At 66.0% G+C, this 18,349-nt stretch carries 17 protein-coding genes and 1 riboswitch; of the genes, 6 read left to right on the top strand and 11 right to left on the bottom strand.

The features are described from left to right. The first annotated feature begins 48 nt into the window (after positions 1-48). A complete protein-coding gene (locus tag AC4ELS_RS03655) occupies positions 49-1,362 on the top strand; it encodes a PucR family transcriptional regulator (protein ID WP_448448427.1) in 1,314 nt (437 codons plus the stop codon). A gap of 17 nt (positions 1,363-1,379) precedes the next feature. Here AC4ELS_RS03655 and AC4ELS_RS03660 read toward each other — a convergent pair whose 3' ends face one another. From AC4ELS_RS03660 to AC4ELS_RS03670, 3 genes are all read right to left on the bottom strand, one after another. Then, positions 1,380-2,168: an SDR family NAD(P)-dependent oxidoreductase gene (locus AC4ELS_RS03660; RefSeq protein WP_498883144.1), complete on the bottom strand. Its 789-nt coding sequence runs from the start codon at positions 2,166-2,168 to the stop codon at positions 1,380-1,382. 22 nt (positions 2,169-2,190) lie between these two features. Then, entirely contained in the window at positions 2,191-3,039 is an 849-nt protein-coding gene (locus AC4ELS_RS03665; RefSeq protein ID WP_499045905.1) for an SDR family NAD(P)-dependent oxidoreductase, read from the bottom strand. A gap of 93 nt (positions 3,040-3,132) precedes the next feature. Further along, on the bottom strand, positions 3,133-4,035 hold the full coding sequence (locus AC4ELS_RS03670; protein ID WP_499045907.1) for an alpha/beta hydrolase fold domain-containing protein: 903 nt from the start codon (positions 4,033-4,035) through the stop codon (positions 3,133-3,135). Between the two features lie 136 nt (positions 4,036-4,171). Here AC4ELS_RS03670 and AC4ELS_RS03675 point away from each other — a divergent pair, with 136 nt between their 5' ends. After that, complete coding sequence (locus tag AC4ELS_RS03675) at positions 4,172-4,951, top strand: DUF3159 domain-containing protein (RefSeq protein WP_499045911.1); 780 nt, start codon at positions 4,172-4,174, stop codon at positions 4,949-4,951. 3 nt (positions 4,952-4,954) lie between these two features. On the opposite strand, the gene AC4ELS_RS03680 is transcribed toward AC4ELS_RS03675, so the two are convergent. From AC4ELS_RS03680 to AC4ELS_RS03695, 4 genes are read right to left on the bottom strand one after another with little or no spacing between them, the layout of a single operon-like run. Further along, complete coding sequence (locus tag AC4ELS_RS03680; protein ID WP_498883146.1) at positions 4,955-5,926, bottom strand: ABC transporter substrate-binding protein; 972 nt, start codon at positions 5,924-5,926, stop codon at positions 4,955-4,957. Between the two features lie 26 nt (positions 5,927-5,952). Continuing rightward, entirely contained in the window at positions 5,953-6,711 is a 759-nt protein-coding gene (locus tag AC4ELS_RS03685) for an ABC transporter ATP-binding protein (protein ID WP_499045914.1), read from the bottom strand. A gap of 1 nt (position 6,712) precedes the next feature. Further along, positions 6,713-7,552 carry an ABC transporter permease gene (locus AC4ELS_RS03690; RefSeq protein ID WP_499045916.1) on the bottom strand — a complete coding sequence of 280 codons (840 nt, stop codon included), beginning with the start codon at positions 7,550-7,552 and terminating at the stop codon, positions 6,713-6,715. Further along, positions 7,549-8,874, bottom strand: coding sequence for an aryl-sulfate sulfotransferase (locus AC4ELS_RS03695; protein ID WP_499045919.1), 1,326 nt, complete (start codon positions 8,872-8,874; stop codon positions 7,549-7,551). Before AC4ELS_RS03695 ends, AC4ELS_RS03690 begins: the two co-directional genes overlap by 4 nt. A 157-nt stretch (positions 8,875-9,031) precedes the next feature. Here AC4ELS_RS03695 and AC4ELS_RS03700 point away from each other — a divergent pair, with 157 nt between their 5' ends. Next, positions 9,032-10,039, top strand: coding sequence for a LacI family DNA-binding transcriptional regulator (locus AC4ELS_RS03700; RefSeq protein WP_499045922.1), 1,008 nt, complete (start codon positions 9,032-9,034; stop codon positions 10,037-10,039). Here the strand turns inward: AC4ELS_RS03700 and AC4ELS_RS03705 are convergent. From AC4ELS_RS03705 to AC4ELS_RS03720, 4 genes are all read right to left on the bottom strand, one after another. Beyond that, positions 10,036-11,358 (bottom strand): DUF445 domain-containing protein, encoded by a 1,323-nt coding sequence (locus AC4ELS_RS03705; protein ID WP_064960980.1) that lies wholly within the window; start codon positions 11,356-11,358, stop codon positions 10,036-10,038. The genes AC4ELS_RS03700 and AC4ELS_RS03705 overlap by 4 nt on opposite strands. 137 nt (positions 11,359-11,495) lie before the next feature. Continuing rightward, on the bottom strand, positions 11,496-12,326 hold the full coding sequence (locus tag AC4ELS_RS03710) for an Abi-alpha family protein (RefSeq protein WP_174554328.1): 831 nt from the start codon (positions 12,324-12,326) through the stop codon (positions 11,496-11,498). Between the two features lie 106 nt (positions 12,327-12,432). Next, a complete protein-coding gene (locus tag AC4ELS_RS03715; protein WP_499045927.1) occupies positions 12,433-13,059 on the bottom strand; it encodes a TetR/AcrR family transcriptional regulator in 627 nt (208 codons plus the stop codon). Next, on the bottom strand, positions 13,043-13,888 hold the full coding sequence (locus tag AC4ELS_RS03720; RefSeq protein ID WP_499045928.1) for an oxidoreductase: 846 nt from the start codon (positions 13,886-13,888) through the stop codon (positions 13,043-13,045). Before AC4ELS_RS03720 ends, AC4ELS_RS03715 begins: the two co-directional genes overlap by 17 nt. A 155-nt stretch (positions 13,889-14,043) precedes the next feature. After that, positions 14,044-14,135: riboswitch (glycine riboswitch) on the top strand. A gap of 151 nt (positions 14,136-14,286) precedes the next feature. Here AC4ELS_RS03720 and AC4ELS_RS03725 point away from each other — a divergent pair. The 3 genes from AC4ELS_RS03725 to grpE all read left to right on the top strand — a co-directional run bounded on the left by AC4ELS_RS03725 (position 14,287) and on the right by grpE (position 18,345). After that, positions 14,287-15,672, top strand: coding sequence for an L-serine ammonia-lyase (locus AC4ELS_RS03725; protein WP_499045931.1), 1,386 nt, complete (start codon positions 14,287-14,289; stop codon positions 15,670-15,672). A 178-nt stretch (positions 15,673-15,850) separates the two neighbouring features. Continuing rightward, complete coding sequence (dnaK, locus tag AC4ELS_RS03730; RefSeq protein WP_064881749.1) at positions 15,851-17,707, top strand: molecular chaperone DnaK; 1,857 nt, start codon at positions 15,851-15,853, stop codon at positions 17,705-17,707. Next, positions 17,704-18,345: a nucleotide exchange factor GrpE gene (grpE, locus tag AC4ELS_RS03735; protein WP_064881747.1), complete on the top strand. Its 642-nt coding sequence runs from the start codon at positions 17,704-17,706 to the stop codon at positions 18,343-18,345. Before dnaK ends, grpE begins: the two co-directional genes overlap by 4 nt. The last annotated feature ends 4 nt before the right edge of the window (positions 18,346-18,349 follow it).

Here is an 18,349-nt window from a genome sequence, read left to right on the forward strand (position 1 = left end):
TGTTCAATTTGCCTACCGTGGGCCGGGGGCGGCGCTACCGTGCACTGCATGGAGCCGGCCTGGGCAGACGCACAGGATGCTGAGCAGCGACGAGTGTGGTCGGCGGTGCTGCGGCCGGCCGCTGCCGAACTCACCGAGCGGGCCCGCGAAATCTCAGCAGCGGTGAACGATTACACCCGAGCTCGGCTGAGCGACCTGCTGGCCGACGAACAGGCTCTCGAGGTCAATCGGGCGAGTACCGAGGCAAGCATTCTCGACTTCGCGCAGGTGTTGTCGTCCGGCGAAGATCCGCTGGCGGCGGTGCAGCTGCAGTCGCCGACGCTCGACTATGCACGGGACGGTGCACAACACGGCATCCCGCTCACCACGCTCATGCGCAGTTATCGCCTCGCGCACGCCGCAACCGCGACTCAGTTCAACGCGATTCTGCAGAACCATTCGCGCAATGCCGAGGAACTGCACCTTGCCTCGGAGCTGGGGTCGGCGTGGATGTTCGCCTATGTCGACGCCGCGCTGTGCCTGGTGGAGGAGGTGTACACCGCCGAACGCGACCGATGGCTGCGCAGCGCCGCCGCCAGCCAAGCCGAGACCATCGCCACCATCCTGGCCGGTGAACCCATCGACACCGACGTGGCGACCCGGCGGCTTCGCCACGATGTCCGCCGGGTCCACGTTGCCGCGATCGCATGGCTCGAAACCCACGAAGAAGGGCGCAACACGCAGGCCGTCCTCGAAGCGGCGATCCGCGACATCGCCTCGGCCATCGGCAATCAGAAGCCGCTTGTGCATCCGCTCGGAATCCTGTCGACGGCCGCCTGGATCAGCTCACACAGTCATATCCCGTCGAAGGTGTTGGACGAGTTACGGTTCCGGACTGCGAATGCGCCCGGTGTGCGGGTCGCGATTGGCGAGCCTGCGCCCGGGATCGGGGGTATCCGGTCGAGCTATGTGGAAGCGGTTGAGGCGCAACGAGTCGCACGCCTTGCCGGCCGTGCGGCCGGTAGCGTCACCCGCTACGACAATGTGTCGCTGCGGGCCATCGCGACTGCCAACCTCGACCAGGCGCGCGATTTCGTGCGACGCGAACTCGGACCGCTCGGCGAGATGGACGAAACCACCCGTCGCCTGGCTGCCACAGTGCGTGCCTATCTCGACGAGAACTGCAGCCGTGGACGGACAGCCAAGCGGCTGCACGTCCACGACAACACCGTCGCCTACCGGATTCGTCAGGCGGAGGAACTGTTGGGCAGGTCGTTGGAGCGGCGCACCCTCGAGTTGCGTGTCGCGCTGGCCCTGGCCGATGTCGTCACCGAAACCTCTGATTCCGAAACGACGCCCGCCTCCCTGCGTACGGCCAACTGATTGGCTCGCGCCCCGGGTCAGACCCGGCCGAGCATCGCGTCGCGAACCCGCCCGACCCCGGCCACGCGCGCGAGGTCACCGATCAGAACCGGTGCGACAGCCCCGATTCCGGTCAGAATACGCACGCCTAACGAAGCGACCGTGGTCTCGGGTGTGCCGCGCTCGATGGCCCTGGCCACTTCCCGGGCGACATCCTCCGGTGAACTCGTACCGAACCCTCGCGGAAGAGTGACACCGGTGTCCGCCAACATCCCCGCATCACGGATGGGACCGGGAAAGATCGTGGACACGCCGATTCCGGTGCCGTGCAACTCCTGACGTAGGGCAAGCCCGAGGCCACGCAGGCCCCATTTTGTGGCCGTGTACACCGCGCCGTTGCCGGGTGTCGCGATGAGTCCGGCTCCCGAGGAGATGAAGACGATGTGCCCCTGGCCGCGGTGTCGCATCGACGTCACCGCCGCCCGGGCGAGCGCGGCCGGGGCCAGCAGATTGATACGCACGGCTTCTTCGATCTCACTGTCGCTCAGCATCGCGAGATCCTGCGGGATGCCGACGCCGGCGTTGGCGATGAGGATGTCCACATCGCCTGCACGGTCCATCAGATCCCGCACCTCGCCGAGGTCGGTCAGATCTGCCGTCAACGCGCGCGTGGGCGGTCCCAGCTCACCGACCAGTTTCTTGAGCTCCAGTTCGCGCCGGCCTGTCACCGTGAGTGCGCACCCGCGCCGGGCGAGCTCGCGTGCGATGGCCCGGCCGATCCCTCCCGTCGCTCCGGTTACCAGCGCGCTGCGGCCTTCAAGTTGCATGTCATGTCCTCGAATATGTTGTCTACTTGGATAATTCGGCCATGCGTGTCGCGATCCACCGAGCCAGCGGCGGGGCAGTCCGCGAGAGCGCATACATCAGGTGCGCTTCGGCGGCGACCGGCGCCACCGCGCGGTTTCGGTCCACTGCGCGCAGGATGTTCCTGGCCACACGCTCAGGGGTGTAGCCGCGCTTCCGATAGGTCGACTCGAGCTGCCTGCGCCGTTCGTCGACGTCCCCGCCACCGCGGATTGGGCTGTTCTGCGTGATGGCGGTGTTGATGATGCCGGGACACACCGCGGTGACACCGATGCCATGGGGTCTCAGTTCCATGCGCAGTGCTTCCGACAACCCGAGTACCGCGAACTTCGTTGCGCTGTAGGCGGTCAGTTGGGGATTGGCCAGGAGGCCGGCCGCCGAGGACAGGTTGACGATGTGGCCGCCGCGACCCGAGCCGATCATGGTGGGCAGGAAGGCCTCGCAGCCGTGCACCACACCCATCAGGTTGACGTCGATCAGCCACTGCCAATCTTTGACGTTGGTATCCAAGAAGCCGCCCACCAGGCCGACTCCGGCGTTGTTGACCAACAGGTCCACCCGGCCGAAATAGTCGGAGGTAGCGTCGGCGAAAAGTGTCATCGACTCGGTCTCGGACACATCTGCCCACGAGGTCAGCACCTGCGCACTGAGGGCGCGGGCCGCCTCAGCGGTGTCGGACAGGCCGGCCTCGTCGACGTCGCACAGCGCCAGCCGGGCATGCCGTCGGGCACACAACAGCGCCAGCTCTCGGCCGATACCGCTGCCGGCGCCGGTGACGACCACAACCCGATCGGTGAGGTCGGCGGTCATGAATCGAGGTCCAGTTATGGGCATGCACCGACGCTATGGACACAGCGTGGCCGCTCGCTCGTGCGGATGAGCCAACGTGTGCCCGGTCGGTTGTCGCGATGCGCTAATCGGGAGTGTTCACCGCAGATGCTGGACGAGATGGGCGGCAATGCGTTTCGTCGCGTCATGCGCAGTGGCCGCTTCTGACCTCGTGAAGCCGTGGTCGATGCCCTCAAAGCAATGGTGCGTGATCGGGACACCCGCGCCGGACAATCGTGCCGCCAGCTCGTCGCCCTCGGGGCCGAGAGTGTCGAGGGCGCCGGTCAGAATCAGTGTCGGCGGCATCGCGGCCGTCAGCTCGTCATCGAAGCGGGGAGAGGCCAGCGGCTCCCGTGAGCGGCTCGTGTCCACGAGATACGAGTCGATCACGAGTCGTTGGATCCTTCGCGATATGCGTGGACGCACCTTGACGGAGGTGCGGTCGGCCCGGCTGAGGTCGACGACGGGGAAGGCCAGCGCCGCTGCACGCAACCCGACTTCTCCTGTGCGATAAGCCTGCTGGCACACGTTGACAGCGAGCTTCGCGCCGGCGCTCGCACCCGTCACCGACATTCGGGCCGAGTCCCAACCGCGGCGAGCGGCTTCGCCGCGTACCCACAGCGCGACGTCGAAGCATTGTTGTTCGGCCACCGGATATCGCACCTGCGGCGCCGTGGCGTAGTCGGCCAAGATGACCACCGCGCCGGCCTCCGCCGCGATGTGGTGCGTGATGTATTCCTCCTGCCGCGGGTTGCGCACGATGAAGGCGCCGCCGTGCAGGTGCAGGTTGACCGGCGGACCGTCAGCGCCGGACCTGGCAAGCGGCGCGTCGGGGTGCGGCGAATAGATGAGGCACCGGACAGTACCGTGGCGCGTCGGTACCTCGACGGTCTCAGGTGGGGCGACGCGCCGTGTCGCGGAGCTGAAACTGAGCGGGGTGGGTACCAACGGCAGCAGCCGTTGCGTGAGATGGGCTGCGACCCGCGCGGTAGCTGTGTTCACGCGGCGGAACGCTAGCCAAGTTGGGCCGGCGCGGGCTTGTCGCGAAAGGCTGAAAAGCGCGGGTGTCGTTGTGGGAGGGCGACAGAGCTCAGGACTTGCCCGGGAATCTCCCAGCTACGTCACCTACGGTCGTCGCGTGCTCGGCAAAACCCTCGATGCGTTCCTGGACTCTCCGCTGTCCGGGATCGTGCCGTGGGCGTTGATGGCGATCCTGGCCGGGCCCGGCAGGTATGAGATCGCAGTGTGGGGTGCGCTCGGTTTTTCGCTGCTGGTGCTGGCACTGGACCGTCGCCGCAACATTCCGGTCCACGTGCTGGAGATGCTAGGAGTGTCCTTCTTCGTGGTGCTGGCGGCTGTCGGGCTGGTTGCCTCCCGAGGGCAGAAGGCATGGCTGGAGATGTGGTCGGGGGAGATCACGAACGCGTCGTTAGCGATCTTCGCCCTGGTCAGCCTGATCATCGGACGGCCGTATACGACGGCGTACGCACGCGACATCACCCCGTCGGACCGTTGGGACACGCCGCTGTTCAAGCGCACGAACATGGTGGTGACCGCGGTGTGGGCGGCGGCATTCGGCTTCTCGGCGTCGGTCGGTTTCCTCGGGGATGTGTTCTTTGGCAGCACCGACAATTTCTGGACCGGCTGGATTCTCCAGCTGGCGGCACTGTTCTTCGCGGTGGCGGTCACCGAGTTCTATCCCGACTACGCCCGCGCCACGGAGGCTGCGCATGCGCTACACCCGGTGCCGTCATGGTCGCGGGTGTTCGAGTGGCTGCCGCCGTTCGTACTTGCCACCGGTGTCGCAGGCTGGCTGCTGGCCACGGTCAGCAGTGGGGTGGCTGCTGATCTGGTCGTGATCGGCGCGTTCGGTACGGCGCTGTTGCGACGGCGCGAGCTGCGGGCTCGAGCCACCTAGCTGTCAGGACTTGCTCGGCTGCGGCAGGAACTGGTTGTCGAGAAACTTGGCGTAGTCGGGCAGTTGCGTGCCGGGGTCGATGGACTTCTGGGTTTTGGCCCACGCCCCGAGTTCGGCCAGCTTGTCGGCCAGGTCTGGATTCAGCTGCAGCGTGAAGTCGAATTCGCCGAGTACGGTGCCGAGCAGCTCCGGATCCAGCTGGGTGGCTTTGGCGACGGCGTCGGTGGCGGCCTTGTCGTGCCGGGACAGGGCGGCACCTGCGTCATCGAGGGCAGTGAGGAAGGCGGCGATCGCGTTGCCCTTGGTTGCGACGGCGGATTCGGTCGCGATGAACAGGCTGTGCTGGTTGTAGGTTCCGCCGCTCAGTGCCACCGCGTCGTCGCCGAGTGCCTTGATGGTCTGCGCCTGGTAGGGCTGGAAGATCGACACCGCGTCGACATTGCGCTGGGTGGCGGCGGTGACGATCGCCGACGGCGCGACCTGTACCAGCTCAGCCTTGAGGTTGTTCTGCGCCAGGGCATTCGACACGTAGTAGGCGGCGCTGGTACCCAGCGGAGTGCCGATCGACTTGCCGGCCAGATCCGCGACGGTGTTGATGCCCGCGCTGCGCCGGGCGACGATCCGCGAGCCCTGCCAACGGGATCCGTCGGCGATCACCCGCAGCGTGGGTGTGCGGGTCAGCGCCGCCGAGGTGGGCACGTCCGCCGCGGTGGTGATGTCGACCTGACCGGCGGCCGCGGCCTGCAGTGCTTCGACACCGGATTGGAAGTTCACCACCTTGACGTCGACGTTGTGCTTGCCGAACAGGTCGGTGCCGGCGGCGACGGGGACCTGCGCCCAGGACGGGTCGACGACGAACCCGACGGTGAGTTGATCGGCGTTCGCGGTGCCCGAGTCGGTGCAGGCGGTGCCTGTCGCAGCGAGGGCGGCAGCGGCGACTGCTGCGGCGACGATGCGCCGGAAAGGGGTCTTCACGTTATGGGTTCCTTTGTGGGTGGATGTCAGTGCACGGCGTGGTCGATGCCGAGCTGGTGGTGCAGGGTCTTGCGGATCTCGCTGTAGCCGGGCTGGTCTGCCAGCGCATCGGCCGGACGGGGGCGGCTGAGCGGATTGGTGATCTGATCGGCGATCTGCCCGTCGCGCAGGACGCTGACGGTGTCCCCCAGCCGGATCGCCTCGTCGATGTCGTGCGTGACGAACACGACCGTGCGGTTCAGCCGCGTCCATAGATCGATCAGCAGATCCTGCATGCGCAGCCGGGTCAGTGCGTCGAGCGCCGCGAACGGTTCGTCCATCAGCATGACGGACGGCTCCCCGGCCAGCACGCGGGCGATGCTGACCCGTTGTCGCATTCCACCGGACAGCTCACCGGGGCGCTGCGCGGCCACTTCGTCACGCAGACCTACCAACTCGAGCAACTCGTGAATGGTGTCCCGGCGCTGCGATTTCGGCAAACGTCGGGCCGTCAGGGCGAAGGCGATGTTGTCCGCGACCGTCATCCACGGGAACAGCACGTCGCTCTGGAAGGCGACGCCCCGGCGAGGATGCGGCGCGGTGACCGTCTCGCCATTGTCGGTCACCGCGCCCGAGGTTGCGGTGATGAGGCCGGCAAGACAGTGCAGCAGAGTCGATTTGCCGCTGCCGGAGGCGCCGACGAGAACCGAGAAGGAGCCGTCCGGAATGGTCAGCGAAATGCCCTTCAGGGTCGGCTCCTGCTTGCCGGGGAACCTCACCACGAGGTCGTGAGTCTGGATGGACATCTCAGCGCTCCTCTTGGGCCCAACGGGTGAACGGGGACGTGACCGAGGCGACCAACAGGTCACACAGGGCGCCGATGATGCCCAGGACGATCAGGCAGAAGATCAGCCGATCGGCCTGGGAGAACAACTGCGCCTGAGAGATCCGATATCCGATACCTGATGTGGTGCCGGTCATCTCGGCCACCACGATGAGCACGAATGCCATCGCGGCACCTACCCGTAGTCCCGACGCGATGTCGGGGGCCGCCTCGGGCAGCACCACTCGCGACAGGGTCTGCCAACGGCCGGCACCCAGGCAGCGGGCGGCCTTCAGATAGTCGACCGGAGTGCTCGCCAAACCGGAGTGGCTGTTGATCCACACCGGGACGAACACTCCGAGCGCGATGACCAGGAGCTTGCTGTTCTCGCCCAGCCCGAACCACAGGATCGCCAGCGGGACGAGACCGATCGTGGGGATCGGCGAGAACACCCGCAGCACCGGTTGCAGCAGATTGCGGCCGGCCGTTGTCGTCGCGGTGAGTATGGCGACGATGATGCCGATACCGGCACCGAGGGCGAAACCGACTGCTGCCCTTTGCAGGCTGGCGAGGATGTCGTCGGCCAGCAGCCCCTCGGTCCACAGGGTGTGACCGGCGGCGAGGATCTCGGGCACGCTCGGGAACAGCTGTCGCGGGAACCGCCCGGTCGCCACGATCAACGACCACAGGGCCGCGGCGATCCCCAGTCCGGTGAGCGTCCAGCCGAGGACACCGAGCCGGGCGAACGCCGACCGCAGCCGGACCGGAGCCGGGTGCAGTGGCGGGTTCGATGCCTTGCCCAGAACGGCCAAACCGGCTGTCATGGAAGGACTTCCGGGTCTGGCTGGACGGCCCTCAGTGGTTCTCGCGCGGTGTCCGCGGGCACCCAGTCGAACGGTACGGCCTGCGACCTGTACACCAGCGCCGTGCGGGTCAGGCGGTCGACCCCGGGCACCCTGGTCTGCTTGACCTCGGGCTCACCGGCCACCCCGTAGCCCTGATAAGGGCTGTGGTACTCCCATGCCACGTCACCGTCCGGGGTGACCTGGAACAACCGTCCCTGCATCCCTTCGGTGATCAGGGTGTTGCCGTTGGGCAGGCGCTGCGCATTGCTCACGAATGAACTGAAGAAGGTCCACGACGGCAGCCCCGAGTCCTCGGCGGTGTACTGCCACACGATTTCCCTGGTGGCAGGGTCGATTTCGAGTACCCGGGACCCCGCGTAGATGCCCAGGGGAGCGGCCGGGTAACCGGCGCCGCCCTGGTTGTCGAACACCAGGACGTTGCCCGCCCCGGGCAGGCCCGCGGCGATCATGTGCGGGTTGTGCTGGCCGGACGTCTGATCGACCGGACGCGGCACCTTGTGCACGTTGATGCGCTGATGCTGGGCGCCGAACTCGGTGTCGTAATAGGGTCCGAGCTTCCAGGCGATCGCGCCGGAGGCCTTGTCGATCAGCGCGATGATGTTGGCCTTGCGGAAGCTGATCAGGATGTTGTCGGGGTGGAACACGGAATCGGAATCTTCGACATGCCACCGGTTGGGTCCGAGGGTCTTGGCGCTGTTCATCTCCAGATAGCCCCATGGATCGTCGGGATCGCGAGCCACTGTCTGGCGCAACGCATCCCAACCTGCCTCGGAGAATCCGAACTCATCGAGGTGGTCGCCGGCAAGCCACTGCCAGACGATCTCACCCCCGGGCGTCACTTCGTAGAGCCCCTGATCTCCGACGGTGTGGTCACCGAGACCGGGCACCACTCGAGGAACGGTCGTGAGGATCAGGCGATTGCCGTTGGGGAGCAACTCCCAGTCGTGGTTCTGGTGGGCCGCTCCGCCAGGGGCCTGGTTGCCCCACTCCCAGACGGTCTCGCCTTCCCAGTCCAGTTGGCCGACGGTGCCGTTCGCGTAGATGCCACCGCGGGCGTCGTCGCTGTCGGACAGTTGCACCCCGACGTCGCCCAAACGCCCACCGTTGAGGGCCGGATCCACGATGCGCGGTGGCACACCGGCATACGGCCATTCGTGCACCACGGTGCCGTTGAGGTCGATCAGTCGGGTGGCCCCGTCGGCGCCGGTGAACAGGACGTAGCTGTCGTAGGCGAGTTCGGGGTCGAGATAGGTGACTCCGGTGAGTCGTACGAATGCCATGTCAGTTACTCCACCAACGACCGGTTACAACCACGGGTCCTCCTCGTTACGGTTCTAATCGATTAGCGTAGGCAGGCGAATTGTGGGCGTAACCATCACAATCGAGGTGATTCAAACTCTTTCGAGCGGTCACCGACGAGCGGAGGCTCCAGCCGTTGTGAGTGGTAAACGTCCGACCCTGGCCGACGTGGCCAACCGCGCAGGCACCTCGACGGCGGTGGTGAGCTACGTCCTCAACGACGGGCCGCGTCCGGTGTCAGAGTTTCTGCGGGCCAAGGTGCTTCGTGCGATCGACGACCTGAACTATCGGCCGGACGGGCGTGCCCGCGCGTTGCGTCGGCCGCGACGCTGGCGGCAGATCGGACTGCTGGTTCCCGACCTCACGTTGCCTCTGTTCGGTGAATTCGTGGGGCGCATCGAAGTGGAAGCCCGGACGCGCGATCACCTGACCCTGATCGGCAACACCGGATACGACCCCGAGCGTGAGCTCGAGTTCGCCACCGCGTTCGCCGAGGTCGGCGTCGACGGGCTGCTGGTGGTCGGAGCGGCAAACGCCCCACGCACAGCGAATCTTTGTCGGCGAGAACACATTCCCGTGGTGTGGATGCACAACATCAGGGGCGCGGTCGAGGCGGACATCGTGGGAATCGATCACGTCCATGCCGGCGAACTCATCGCCCGGCACCTGTTCGACGTTCACGATTGTCGCGACGTCGCTTTCGTCGGCGGTTTCACCGAAGCCGATGTGTGCCACGGCGACCGGGAGACCGTGCAGCAGCGATTCGAAGGCGTCGCCTCCGTCGTCGGCCAGGACCTACCGATCATCCGCACGGATCTCACCCCGTCCGGCGCCTACGGTGCGGTGAGCGCGTTTCTGCGCGGTGACGCACGGGCGCCGCAGGCGTTCGTCGTCGGGACCTACGGCCAGACCTCCGCCACGATCCGTGCGGTCGCGGATGCGGGCCTGCGGATCCCCGACGACATCCGGGTGGTCGGGTTCGACGGCAGCGCTGCCGATTACGGACGACCGCGGCTCACCACCGTGCAGCAACCGGTCGACGCGCTGGCCCATCAGGCTCTCGGCCGGTTACTGGGCGATTCCCCGCTCGCCGACGATGGTTTCGTACCGATGCTGAAGGTCGGGGAGACCTGCGGCTGTGTCTAGTGGTGCAGGACGGTCCGCACGAGATCCGGCAGCGCACCGACCGACTCGGGGTCGTGCCCGAAGTGCTCGATGACCTGCACCTGGATCTCGCCGACCACACCGCCCAGGACGGCGCCGACGGCGATCATGGTCGGCTCGTCGTCCTTGAACACGGGCCGCAGAATCGACTCGTACTCCTCATTGGTGAGCTGACCCATCTTGTCGATGATGGTCTGTTCAAGATCGAGGGCGCCCATGGCGTAGTCCTGCGCGTCGACCAATGTCGTGGGGAGGCGTTCCAGCACCATCTGCACCAGGTTGTCCTTGAACGCGTTGTAGCGCTGCGTGCCGACCGCGAACTTGACCAGCGGTGTGGCGATGCCGGTCTGCGCGTCGATGGCCGCCTCGACCTCCTTGCCGACGAGTGAGAACAGTTTGTCGGCACCCGGACCACGCAGCACGCCGTCGAACAGGATCTCAGGTGAGAACAGGTCCTCGGCCAGGATCCGCGCGTAGTCCTTGGTGATGATGTCGCGCTGAGCGTGCAGTAACCCCTGGAAGGGGATGAAGCCGAGATACTTCGTCGGGTGGACGGGCCGGAACAACATGTTGAGTGCGATGTAATCGCTGATGAAGCCGACGCCGAAACCGAATGCCGGCATGATCCACGGGTTCTGGAACAGCGCCCAGGCCACCATCTGGACCACGCCGATCACCAGGCCGAAGTAGATGCCGCTGCGCCGGACAAACGCCATGGCGTTGTCGCCGAGCCCGCGCATCAGCTTGTTCAGCTTGTCCTTGTTGCGGACGAGCGTCGTGACGGCCAGGAACTGGATGTCGACGAACCGGTTGAGGTCCGCCCGCATCTCGTTGAGCATCTTCTCCACGACCTTGGGGGTCTGGTCGTGGATGCGGGCCTGGATCGCGTTGCGCGCCGCATCGGGCAGCGAGTCCCACAGCCCGGGGCGGATCTGCTCGGCGAGGTCGCGGGAGATCTCGTCGACCACCTGGGTCAGCGGCTCGCGCAGCGCGTTGACGGCTTCCTTCGCGTCGACCCTTTCGAGCAGTTCCTCCGGTTTGAGGAGGTTCTGGGTGAGTAGCTCGATGGTCTTCGAGCCCACCTTGCCTGCCCGGCGCGGCACGATGCCCTGCCAGCCGAACGGGCCGATGCCCTTGAACTCCATCGGCCGGTAAATCATCTCCAGCGCGACGATCTTGGTGCTCCAGCCGACAAACGCAGCGACGAACGGCATGGACAGATAGATCAGCCAGTTGACACTGAAATCGGCCTTGATCTCCTGCCACGTCTGGACGGCGAGGATCGTCTCCGTTGTGCTCATGCGCGATCTGCCTTCGGCTTCTCGCTGGCGTTCATGCGCGATCCGCCTTCGGCTTCTCGCTGGCGTTCATGCGCGATCCGCCTTCGGCTTCTCGCTGACGTTCATGCGCGATCCGCCTTCGGCTTCTCGCTGGAGCGTCACAAACCGTTCCGTTGCACCGCAGACTCCCACAAGCCGCGCCCAAGCCCCGACAGCGTCAGCGTCAGCTTCTCCACCCGCGCGGCCAGCGGACCGCGGGATCCGTTCTTGATCGCCTGCAACACCATCGGCTCCGCCAGGAGCACCTCGTACTCGGCCTTCTGGGAAGGGTCTTCGGGACCGGTCTCGACCAGACCCAGCGACAGCAGATGGCCGACGTACTGCGGGACCATTGCGGGCAACGCCACATTGGCGGTGCGTCCGATCAGGCAGGCGTTCTCCAAGACCGCCTGACCGGGGGTGCGCGACCGGGTCCAGGTATGGATGTTGACCAGCGGCGAGGCATCACCTTCGGAGAGCGCGCCGAGGATTCGCGCTTCGTCGGCCACCAGCTGGTCGAGCAGCCGGTGGTACAGCTCCACCTGACTGCCCGACGTGCTCTGATCCAGGGCCCGGTCCAGCAGGCGGTCCATCTTGGTGTTGAGCGATTCGGGCGTCGGCTCTTCGGGGGTGGCGATGGTCACGGGTCGGGGCGCCGCCGAATCGATGGCCTCCAGGCGGTTCTTCACCAGTGTGGCCAGCTGCTCCTCACCCCAGGCCGCCAGCTTCATGCTCGTCTTGGCGGCGTCGAGCGCGCGATCGGCGATGCCGAACGGGTCGTACCGCTTCGGCAGAAGCGGGCGCTCGTTGCGCGGGGTGCGGATCGCGATGGCGATCTCGCCGACGGGTGTGGCGAACCTGAACGCCCGCCGCTGCATGTTCTTGCGGCGTGCCGGGGCGTCATCAGACGCCGTGTCGTCCGGACCCCTCTTCGACAGTTCTTCTGACATGACCGATCGATCGCCTCCCCACCTACCGCTGTCCCCGAGCTGTGGGCACCGTACCTGGTCGCCTTGTGAGGTGCCGAAGTCCCAGGTGGTTGGTGGGGTTTGTGAGCTAGGAGGTGGTGTTGGGGAGCAATCCGCGCAACGCCGTCACGGCCAGTTGCCGGGCATGCTCCTCGGTCAGCGCGTAGTGGCCGGTCATCCGACGGAAGATGAGCGGACCGAACAGTATGTCGATCACATCGTCTATGGCGGTGTCGGCGTCGGCGTCGCCGCGGTCCAGTCCGCGTTGCCAGAGTTCGGTGATGGCCGCGCGCCGACCGCTCAGGAAGTACTCCCGGAAATACGCTGCGCCCATTGCGTCTTCGACGCAGGCGGCGAGCAGTTGGGCGAACACCTCGCCTCGGGGGCTGGCATAGAACGCCGAGACTCGGACCACCTGTTCGGTCAGATCACCTGCCGTACTGCCCGTATCGGGCAAGGGCAACGCTTCGGCCATCGTGGTGCCGAACGCCTCGGCCGAGACGGCGGTCCGCGATGGCCAGTGTTTGTAGAGGGTGGCCTTGCTGGCGCCGGACCGCGCCGCGATCGCGTCCATGGTGGCCGCCGGGAAACCACCCTCGTCGAGCAGCTCGGCGGTGGCGACCAAGATGGCCTGATGGATCCGGTCGCTGCGTGCGCCGGTGGGGCGGACGAACGCGCCCGCCCCACGGGCCGCTCCGTCAGTGCTGGCTGACATCGTCGAAATCCGTTGATTCCGAGACGCTTCGCCACTGTGCCAGCTCGGCCTGAACATGGGCGATCTTGGCCTCGACGGCCGCGATGGTGTCGTTGCCCAGCAGTAGGCGCAGCGGCGGCTGCGGGGATTCGACGACATCGATGATGGCGCCGGAAGCCTTCACCGGATCGCCGGGCTGGTCGTGGTTGCGCTCACCGGCGGCGACGCGCATCTGTCCGGCGGGCCCGTCGGCGTAGTCGTCGATGATGTTGCGCTGAGTCTGCAGGCTCGATGAATCGAGAAAGTCGGTGCGGAAGTAGCCGGGCTCGACCACCATGACGTGCACGCCGAGCGGTTTCAGTTCGGCGTTGAGTGCCTCGGAGATCGCCTCGACGGCGAACTTGGTCGATGCGTAGACGCCCCAGCCGGCTGAGCCGACGAATCCGCCGACCGAGGAGATGTTGACGATGGTGCCCGACCGTTGTGCCCGCAGCACCGGGGTGACCGCGCGGGTGACCGTCAGCAGCCCGAACACGTTTGTGTCATACACGGCCCGCACCTCGGCGTCGGTGGCCTCCTCGACGGCTCCCAGCAGCCCACGTCCGGCGTTGTTGATCAGGACGTCGATGCGGCCGAAGCGATCCACGGCCGCCTGCGCGGCCTGGTGTGCCTGCTCTTCGTTGGTGACGTCCAGGGCCACTGCCAGCACATTGTCGTTCTCGCCGAGGGCGGCGGTGACGGCGGACGCGTCACGCGCGGTCGCGACCACCTGATGGCCGCGATCCAGTGCGTCGCGGGCGATCTGCAAGCCGAATCCGCGGGAAGCTCCGGTGATGAACCAAACGCTCATGTCTTTGACCACCTGTTCTGACGTTTAACTGAACTGTACGATCAGTTTAGTTTTGCGGGACGGTGGGTGCAACCGGGGCGCCGGCGTGGTTATTCCGGTCTGGCCGCCGCGGAGTCGCAGCCGAGTAGCATCCGTTACACAACTCAAAACGTCGACGACGCACTGTGGGAGAACCTCCGATTTCCGGAGGCGCCGTAGGAGCAAATCCTCCCCGGGAATCTCTCAGGCCCAATACCGCAGTGTCGAGACAACTCTGGAGAACAGTGCGGCCGCATGCGTCGCGCTTACCGAAGGGGAAAGGCGCGGCGCGCTGCAACTCTCAGGTTTCAGGACAGAGCGGGGAGGTGTCACCACACGATGCATCACACAGCTGTGATGCCCGGAATTGGAGTCATCTCATGGCGGTCAGTGTCTTCGACCTGTTCTCGATCGGGATCGGCCCGTCGAGCTCGCACACTGTCGGCCCGATGCGGGCGGCGGGCATGTTCGCCGACGAACTCGTCGGTCGCGAGGTAGTTGAGCGGGTCGCCGAGGTCGGGGTGGACCTGTTCGGCTCGCTGGCGGCAACCGGTGCCGGCCACGGCACGATGCCGGCAATCCTGCTGGGTCTGGAGGGCTACCGGTCCGAGACGATCGAGACCGACGAGATGGAACGGCGTCTTGCGGCCATTCGCGCCGAGGGCAAGATCCTGTTGGCCGGCCGAATCATCATCGGGCTGACCGAATCCGACATGCAGCTGCAGCCCGGCCGCCGGCTCGCCCAGCACCCGAATGCCATGACATTGACGGCATTCTCGTCCGCTGGTGACCCGGTCTTCCGGGAGACCTACTTCTCGGTGGGCGGCGGCTTCGTCGTCACCGAATCCGAGCGGGACCAACGCGAGGATCCGGAACCACACGCCGACCGCTCCTTCCGCACGGCTGCCGAATTGCTCGGCCTGACCGAACGCGACGGACTGTCGGTGAGCCAGGTGATGATGCGCCATGAATGTGTGGCCCGAAGTGAAGCCGAGGTACGCGACCGTCTCCTGCGGATCCGTGACGTCATGGTCTCGTGTCAGGCCAACGGCATGTCCCGGGACGGCTACCTGCCCGGCAACCTCATGGTCCGGCGTCGGGCCAAGGACTGGTATGTCCGGCTCGATGCCGAAGACCCACAGCGTGATCCGGTCTTCGCCGAGGACTGGGTGAACCTGGTCGCACTCGCGGTCAACGAGGAGAACGCCTCGGGCGGCCGGATCGTGACCGCGCCCACCAACGGTGCAGCCGGGATCATCCCGGCGGTGCTGCACTATGCGTTGTGCTACACCCCGGCCGGAATTGCGGAGCCGGACGACACGACCGTCCGATTCCTTCTCACCGCCGGCGCCATCGGGTCGCTGTACAAGGAACGGGCCTCGATTTCGGGTGCCGAGGTCGGGTGCCAGGGGGAGGTCGGATCCGCGGCGTCCATGGCTGCCGGAGGGCTCGCCGAGATCCTGGGCGGGACCCCGCGACAGGTCGAGAACGCGGCCGAGATCGCGATGGAACACAGCCTCGGCCTGACCTGCGATCCGATCGGTGGCCTGGTGCAGATCCCGTGCATCGAACGCAACGCCATCTCGGCGGGTAAGGCGATCAACGCGGCCCGCATGGCACTGCGGGGCGACGGAACCCATCGAGTGAGCCTGGATCAGGTGATCGAGACGATGCGTGCCACCGGAATGGACATGAGCGCCAAGTACAAGGAGACATCCACGGGTGGCCTGGCGGTCAACGTTGCCGTCAACGTCGTCGAATGCTGAGTTCGGATCGGCAAAAATTTCCTGGAATCCCGGGAACAAAACCCCCGAAACCCCCGTTGACCACATCGACAGCAAGTTGAGTGGGGATGACTCAAGTCTGGGTTGACAATCTATGCTCACCCGGAGCAAGCTTGAGCGCAGTCCGCTCAGACCCCTATCTGTATCAGGAGGCAACACCATGGCTCGTGCGGTCGGTATCGACCTCGGGACCACCAACTCATGCGTGGCGGTCCTGGAAGGCGGCGACCCCGTCGTCGTCGCAAACTCTGAAGGCTCCCGGACCACCCCGTCCGTCGTCGCGTTCGCGCGCAACGGTGAGGTGCTGGTCGGCCAGCCCGCCAAGAACCAGGCGGTGACCAACGTCGACCGGACCATCCGTTCGGTCAAGCGTCACATGGGCACCGATTGGACCGTCGAGATCGACGGCAAGAACTACACGGCGCAGGAGATCAGCGCGCGCACGCTGCAGAAGCTGAAGCGCGACGCCGAGGCCTACCTCGGTGAGGACATCACCGACGCCGTCATCACCGTGCCCGCGTACTTCAACGACGCCCAGCGTCAGGCCACCAAGGAAGCCGGCCAGATCGCCGGTATGAACGTGCTGCGCATCGTCAACGAGCCGACCGCGGCCGCCCTGGCCTACGGTCTGGACAAGGGCAGCAAGGAACAGACCATCCTGGTCTTCGACCTCGGTGGCGGCACGTTCGACGTCTCGCTGCTGGAGATCGGCGACGGTGTCGTCGAGGTGCGTGCCACCTCTGGCGACAACCACCTCGGTGGCGACGACTGGGACGACCGGATCGTCGAGTGGCTGGTCGACAAGTTCAAGGCCACCAGCGGCATCGACCTGACCAAGGACAAGATGGCGATGCAGCGGCTGCGTGAAGCCGCCGAGAAGGCCAAGATCGAACTCAGCTCCTCGCAGAGCACCTCGATCAACCTGCCCTACATCACCGTCGACGCCGACAAGAACCCGCTGTTCCTCGACGAGCAGCTGACTCGCGCCGAGTTCCAGAAGATCACTCAGGATCTGTTGGACCGCACCCGTCAGCCGTTCCAGTCGGTGATCAAGGACGCCGGCATCTCGGTCGGCGAGATCGATCACGTGGTCCTGGTGGGTGGCTCGACGCGTATGCCCGCGGTCACCGACCTGGTCAAGGAACTGACCGGCGGCAAGGAGCCCAACAAGGGCGTCAACCCCGACGAGGTTGTCGCGGTGGGCGCTGCGCTGCAGGCCGGCGTGCTCAAGGGCGAGGTGAAAGACGTTCTGCTGCTTGACGTCACCCCGCTGTCCCTCGGTATCGAAACCAAGGGTGGCGTGATGACCAAGCTGATCGAGCGCAACACCACCATCCCGACCAAGCGGTCGGAGACCTTCACCACCGCTGACGACAACCAGCCGTCGGTGCAGATCCAGGTCTTCCAGGGTGAGCGCGAAATCGCTTCGCACAACAAGCTGCTCGGCTCCTTCGAGCTGACCGGCATCCCGCCGGCCCCCCGCGGCGTGCCGCAGATCGAGGTCACCTTCGACATCGACGCCAACGGCATCGTGCACGTCACCGCCAAGGACAAGGGCACCGGCAAGGAAAACACGATCAAGATCCAGGAAGGCTCCGGCCTGTCCAAGGAAGAGATCGACCGGATGATCAAGGACGCCGAAGCGCACGCGGACGAGGACAAGAAGCGTCGCGAAGAGGCCGATGTCCGCAACCAGGCCGAGTCGCTGGTCTACCAGACGGAGAAGTTCGTCAAGGAGCAGCGTGAGGCCGAAGGCGGGTCCAAGGTTCCCGAGGACACCTTGACCAAGGTCGACGGCGCGATCGCCGAGGCCAAGTCGGCGCTGGAAGGCACCGACATCTCCGCGATCAAGACGGCGATGGAGAAGCTCGGCGTCGAGTCGCAGGGGCTGGGCCAGGCGATCTACGAAGCCACCCAGGCCGAGCAGGCCTCGGGGGCTGAAGCCGGAGGCTCGAGTGCTGCGGATGACAACGTGGTGGACGCCGAGGTTGTCGACGATGATCAGGAGACCAAGTGAGCGAGAACGATTCGCACGAGCCGGTGACCATCACCGACAAACGGCGCATCGATCCCGACACCGGTGAGGTTCGTGAGCAGGCGCCGGCCCCTGGTGGGCCGGCGTCCGCCGCCTCCGATGCCGGTGCGCCGGCGAGCGACAGCGACGAGGTTGCCGAGCTCAAGTCCACGCTGCAACGCGTGAAGGCCGAATACGACAACTACCGCAAGCGGTCACTGCGTGATCAGCAGGTCACCGCCGACCGGGCCAAGGCCACCGTCATCACCCAATTGCTGGGTGTGCTCGACGACCTGGACCGGGCCCGTAGCCACGGTGACCTGGAATCCGGGCCGCTCAAGTCGGTTGCCGACAAGCTCGTCGGTGCCCTTGAGGGGCAGGGTCTTTCCGCGTTCGGCGCGGAGGGTGACGAGTTCGACCCGTCACTGCACGAAGCCGTGCAGCACGAGGGCGAGGGCACCCACCCCGTTGTCGGAACCGTGATGCGCCGCGGCTACAAGATCGGTGACCAGGTGGTCAGGCACGCCCTCGTCGGCGTGGTCGACACGGTGCCCGAGGCCGAGTCCGGCGGTGATTCCCCGTCGGGGACAGCGGATAACGCTGACGCCGCAGGCGCTCAGGCCGCAGAATCAGACAATTAGTCCA

The organism is Mycobacterium shunyiense (genome assembly GCF_058270035.1).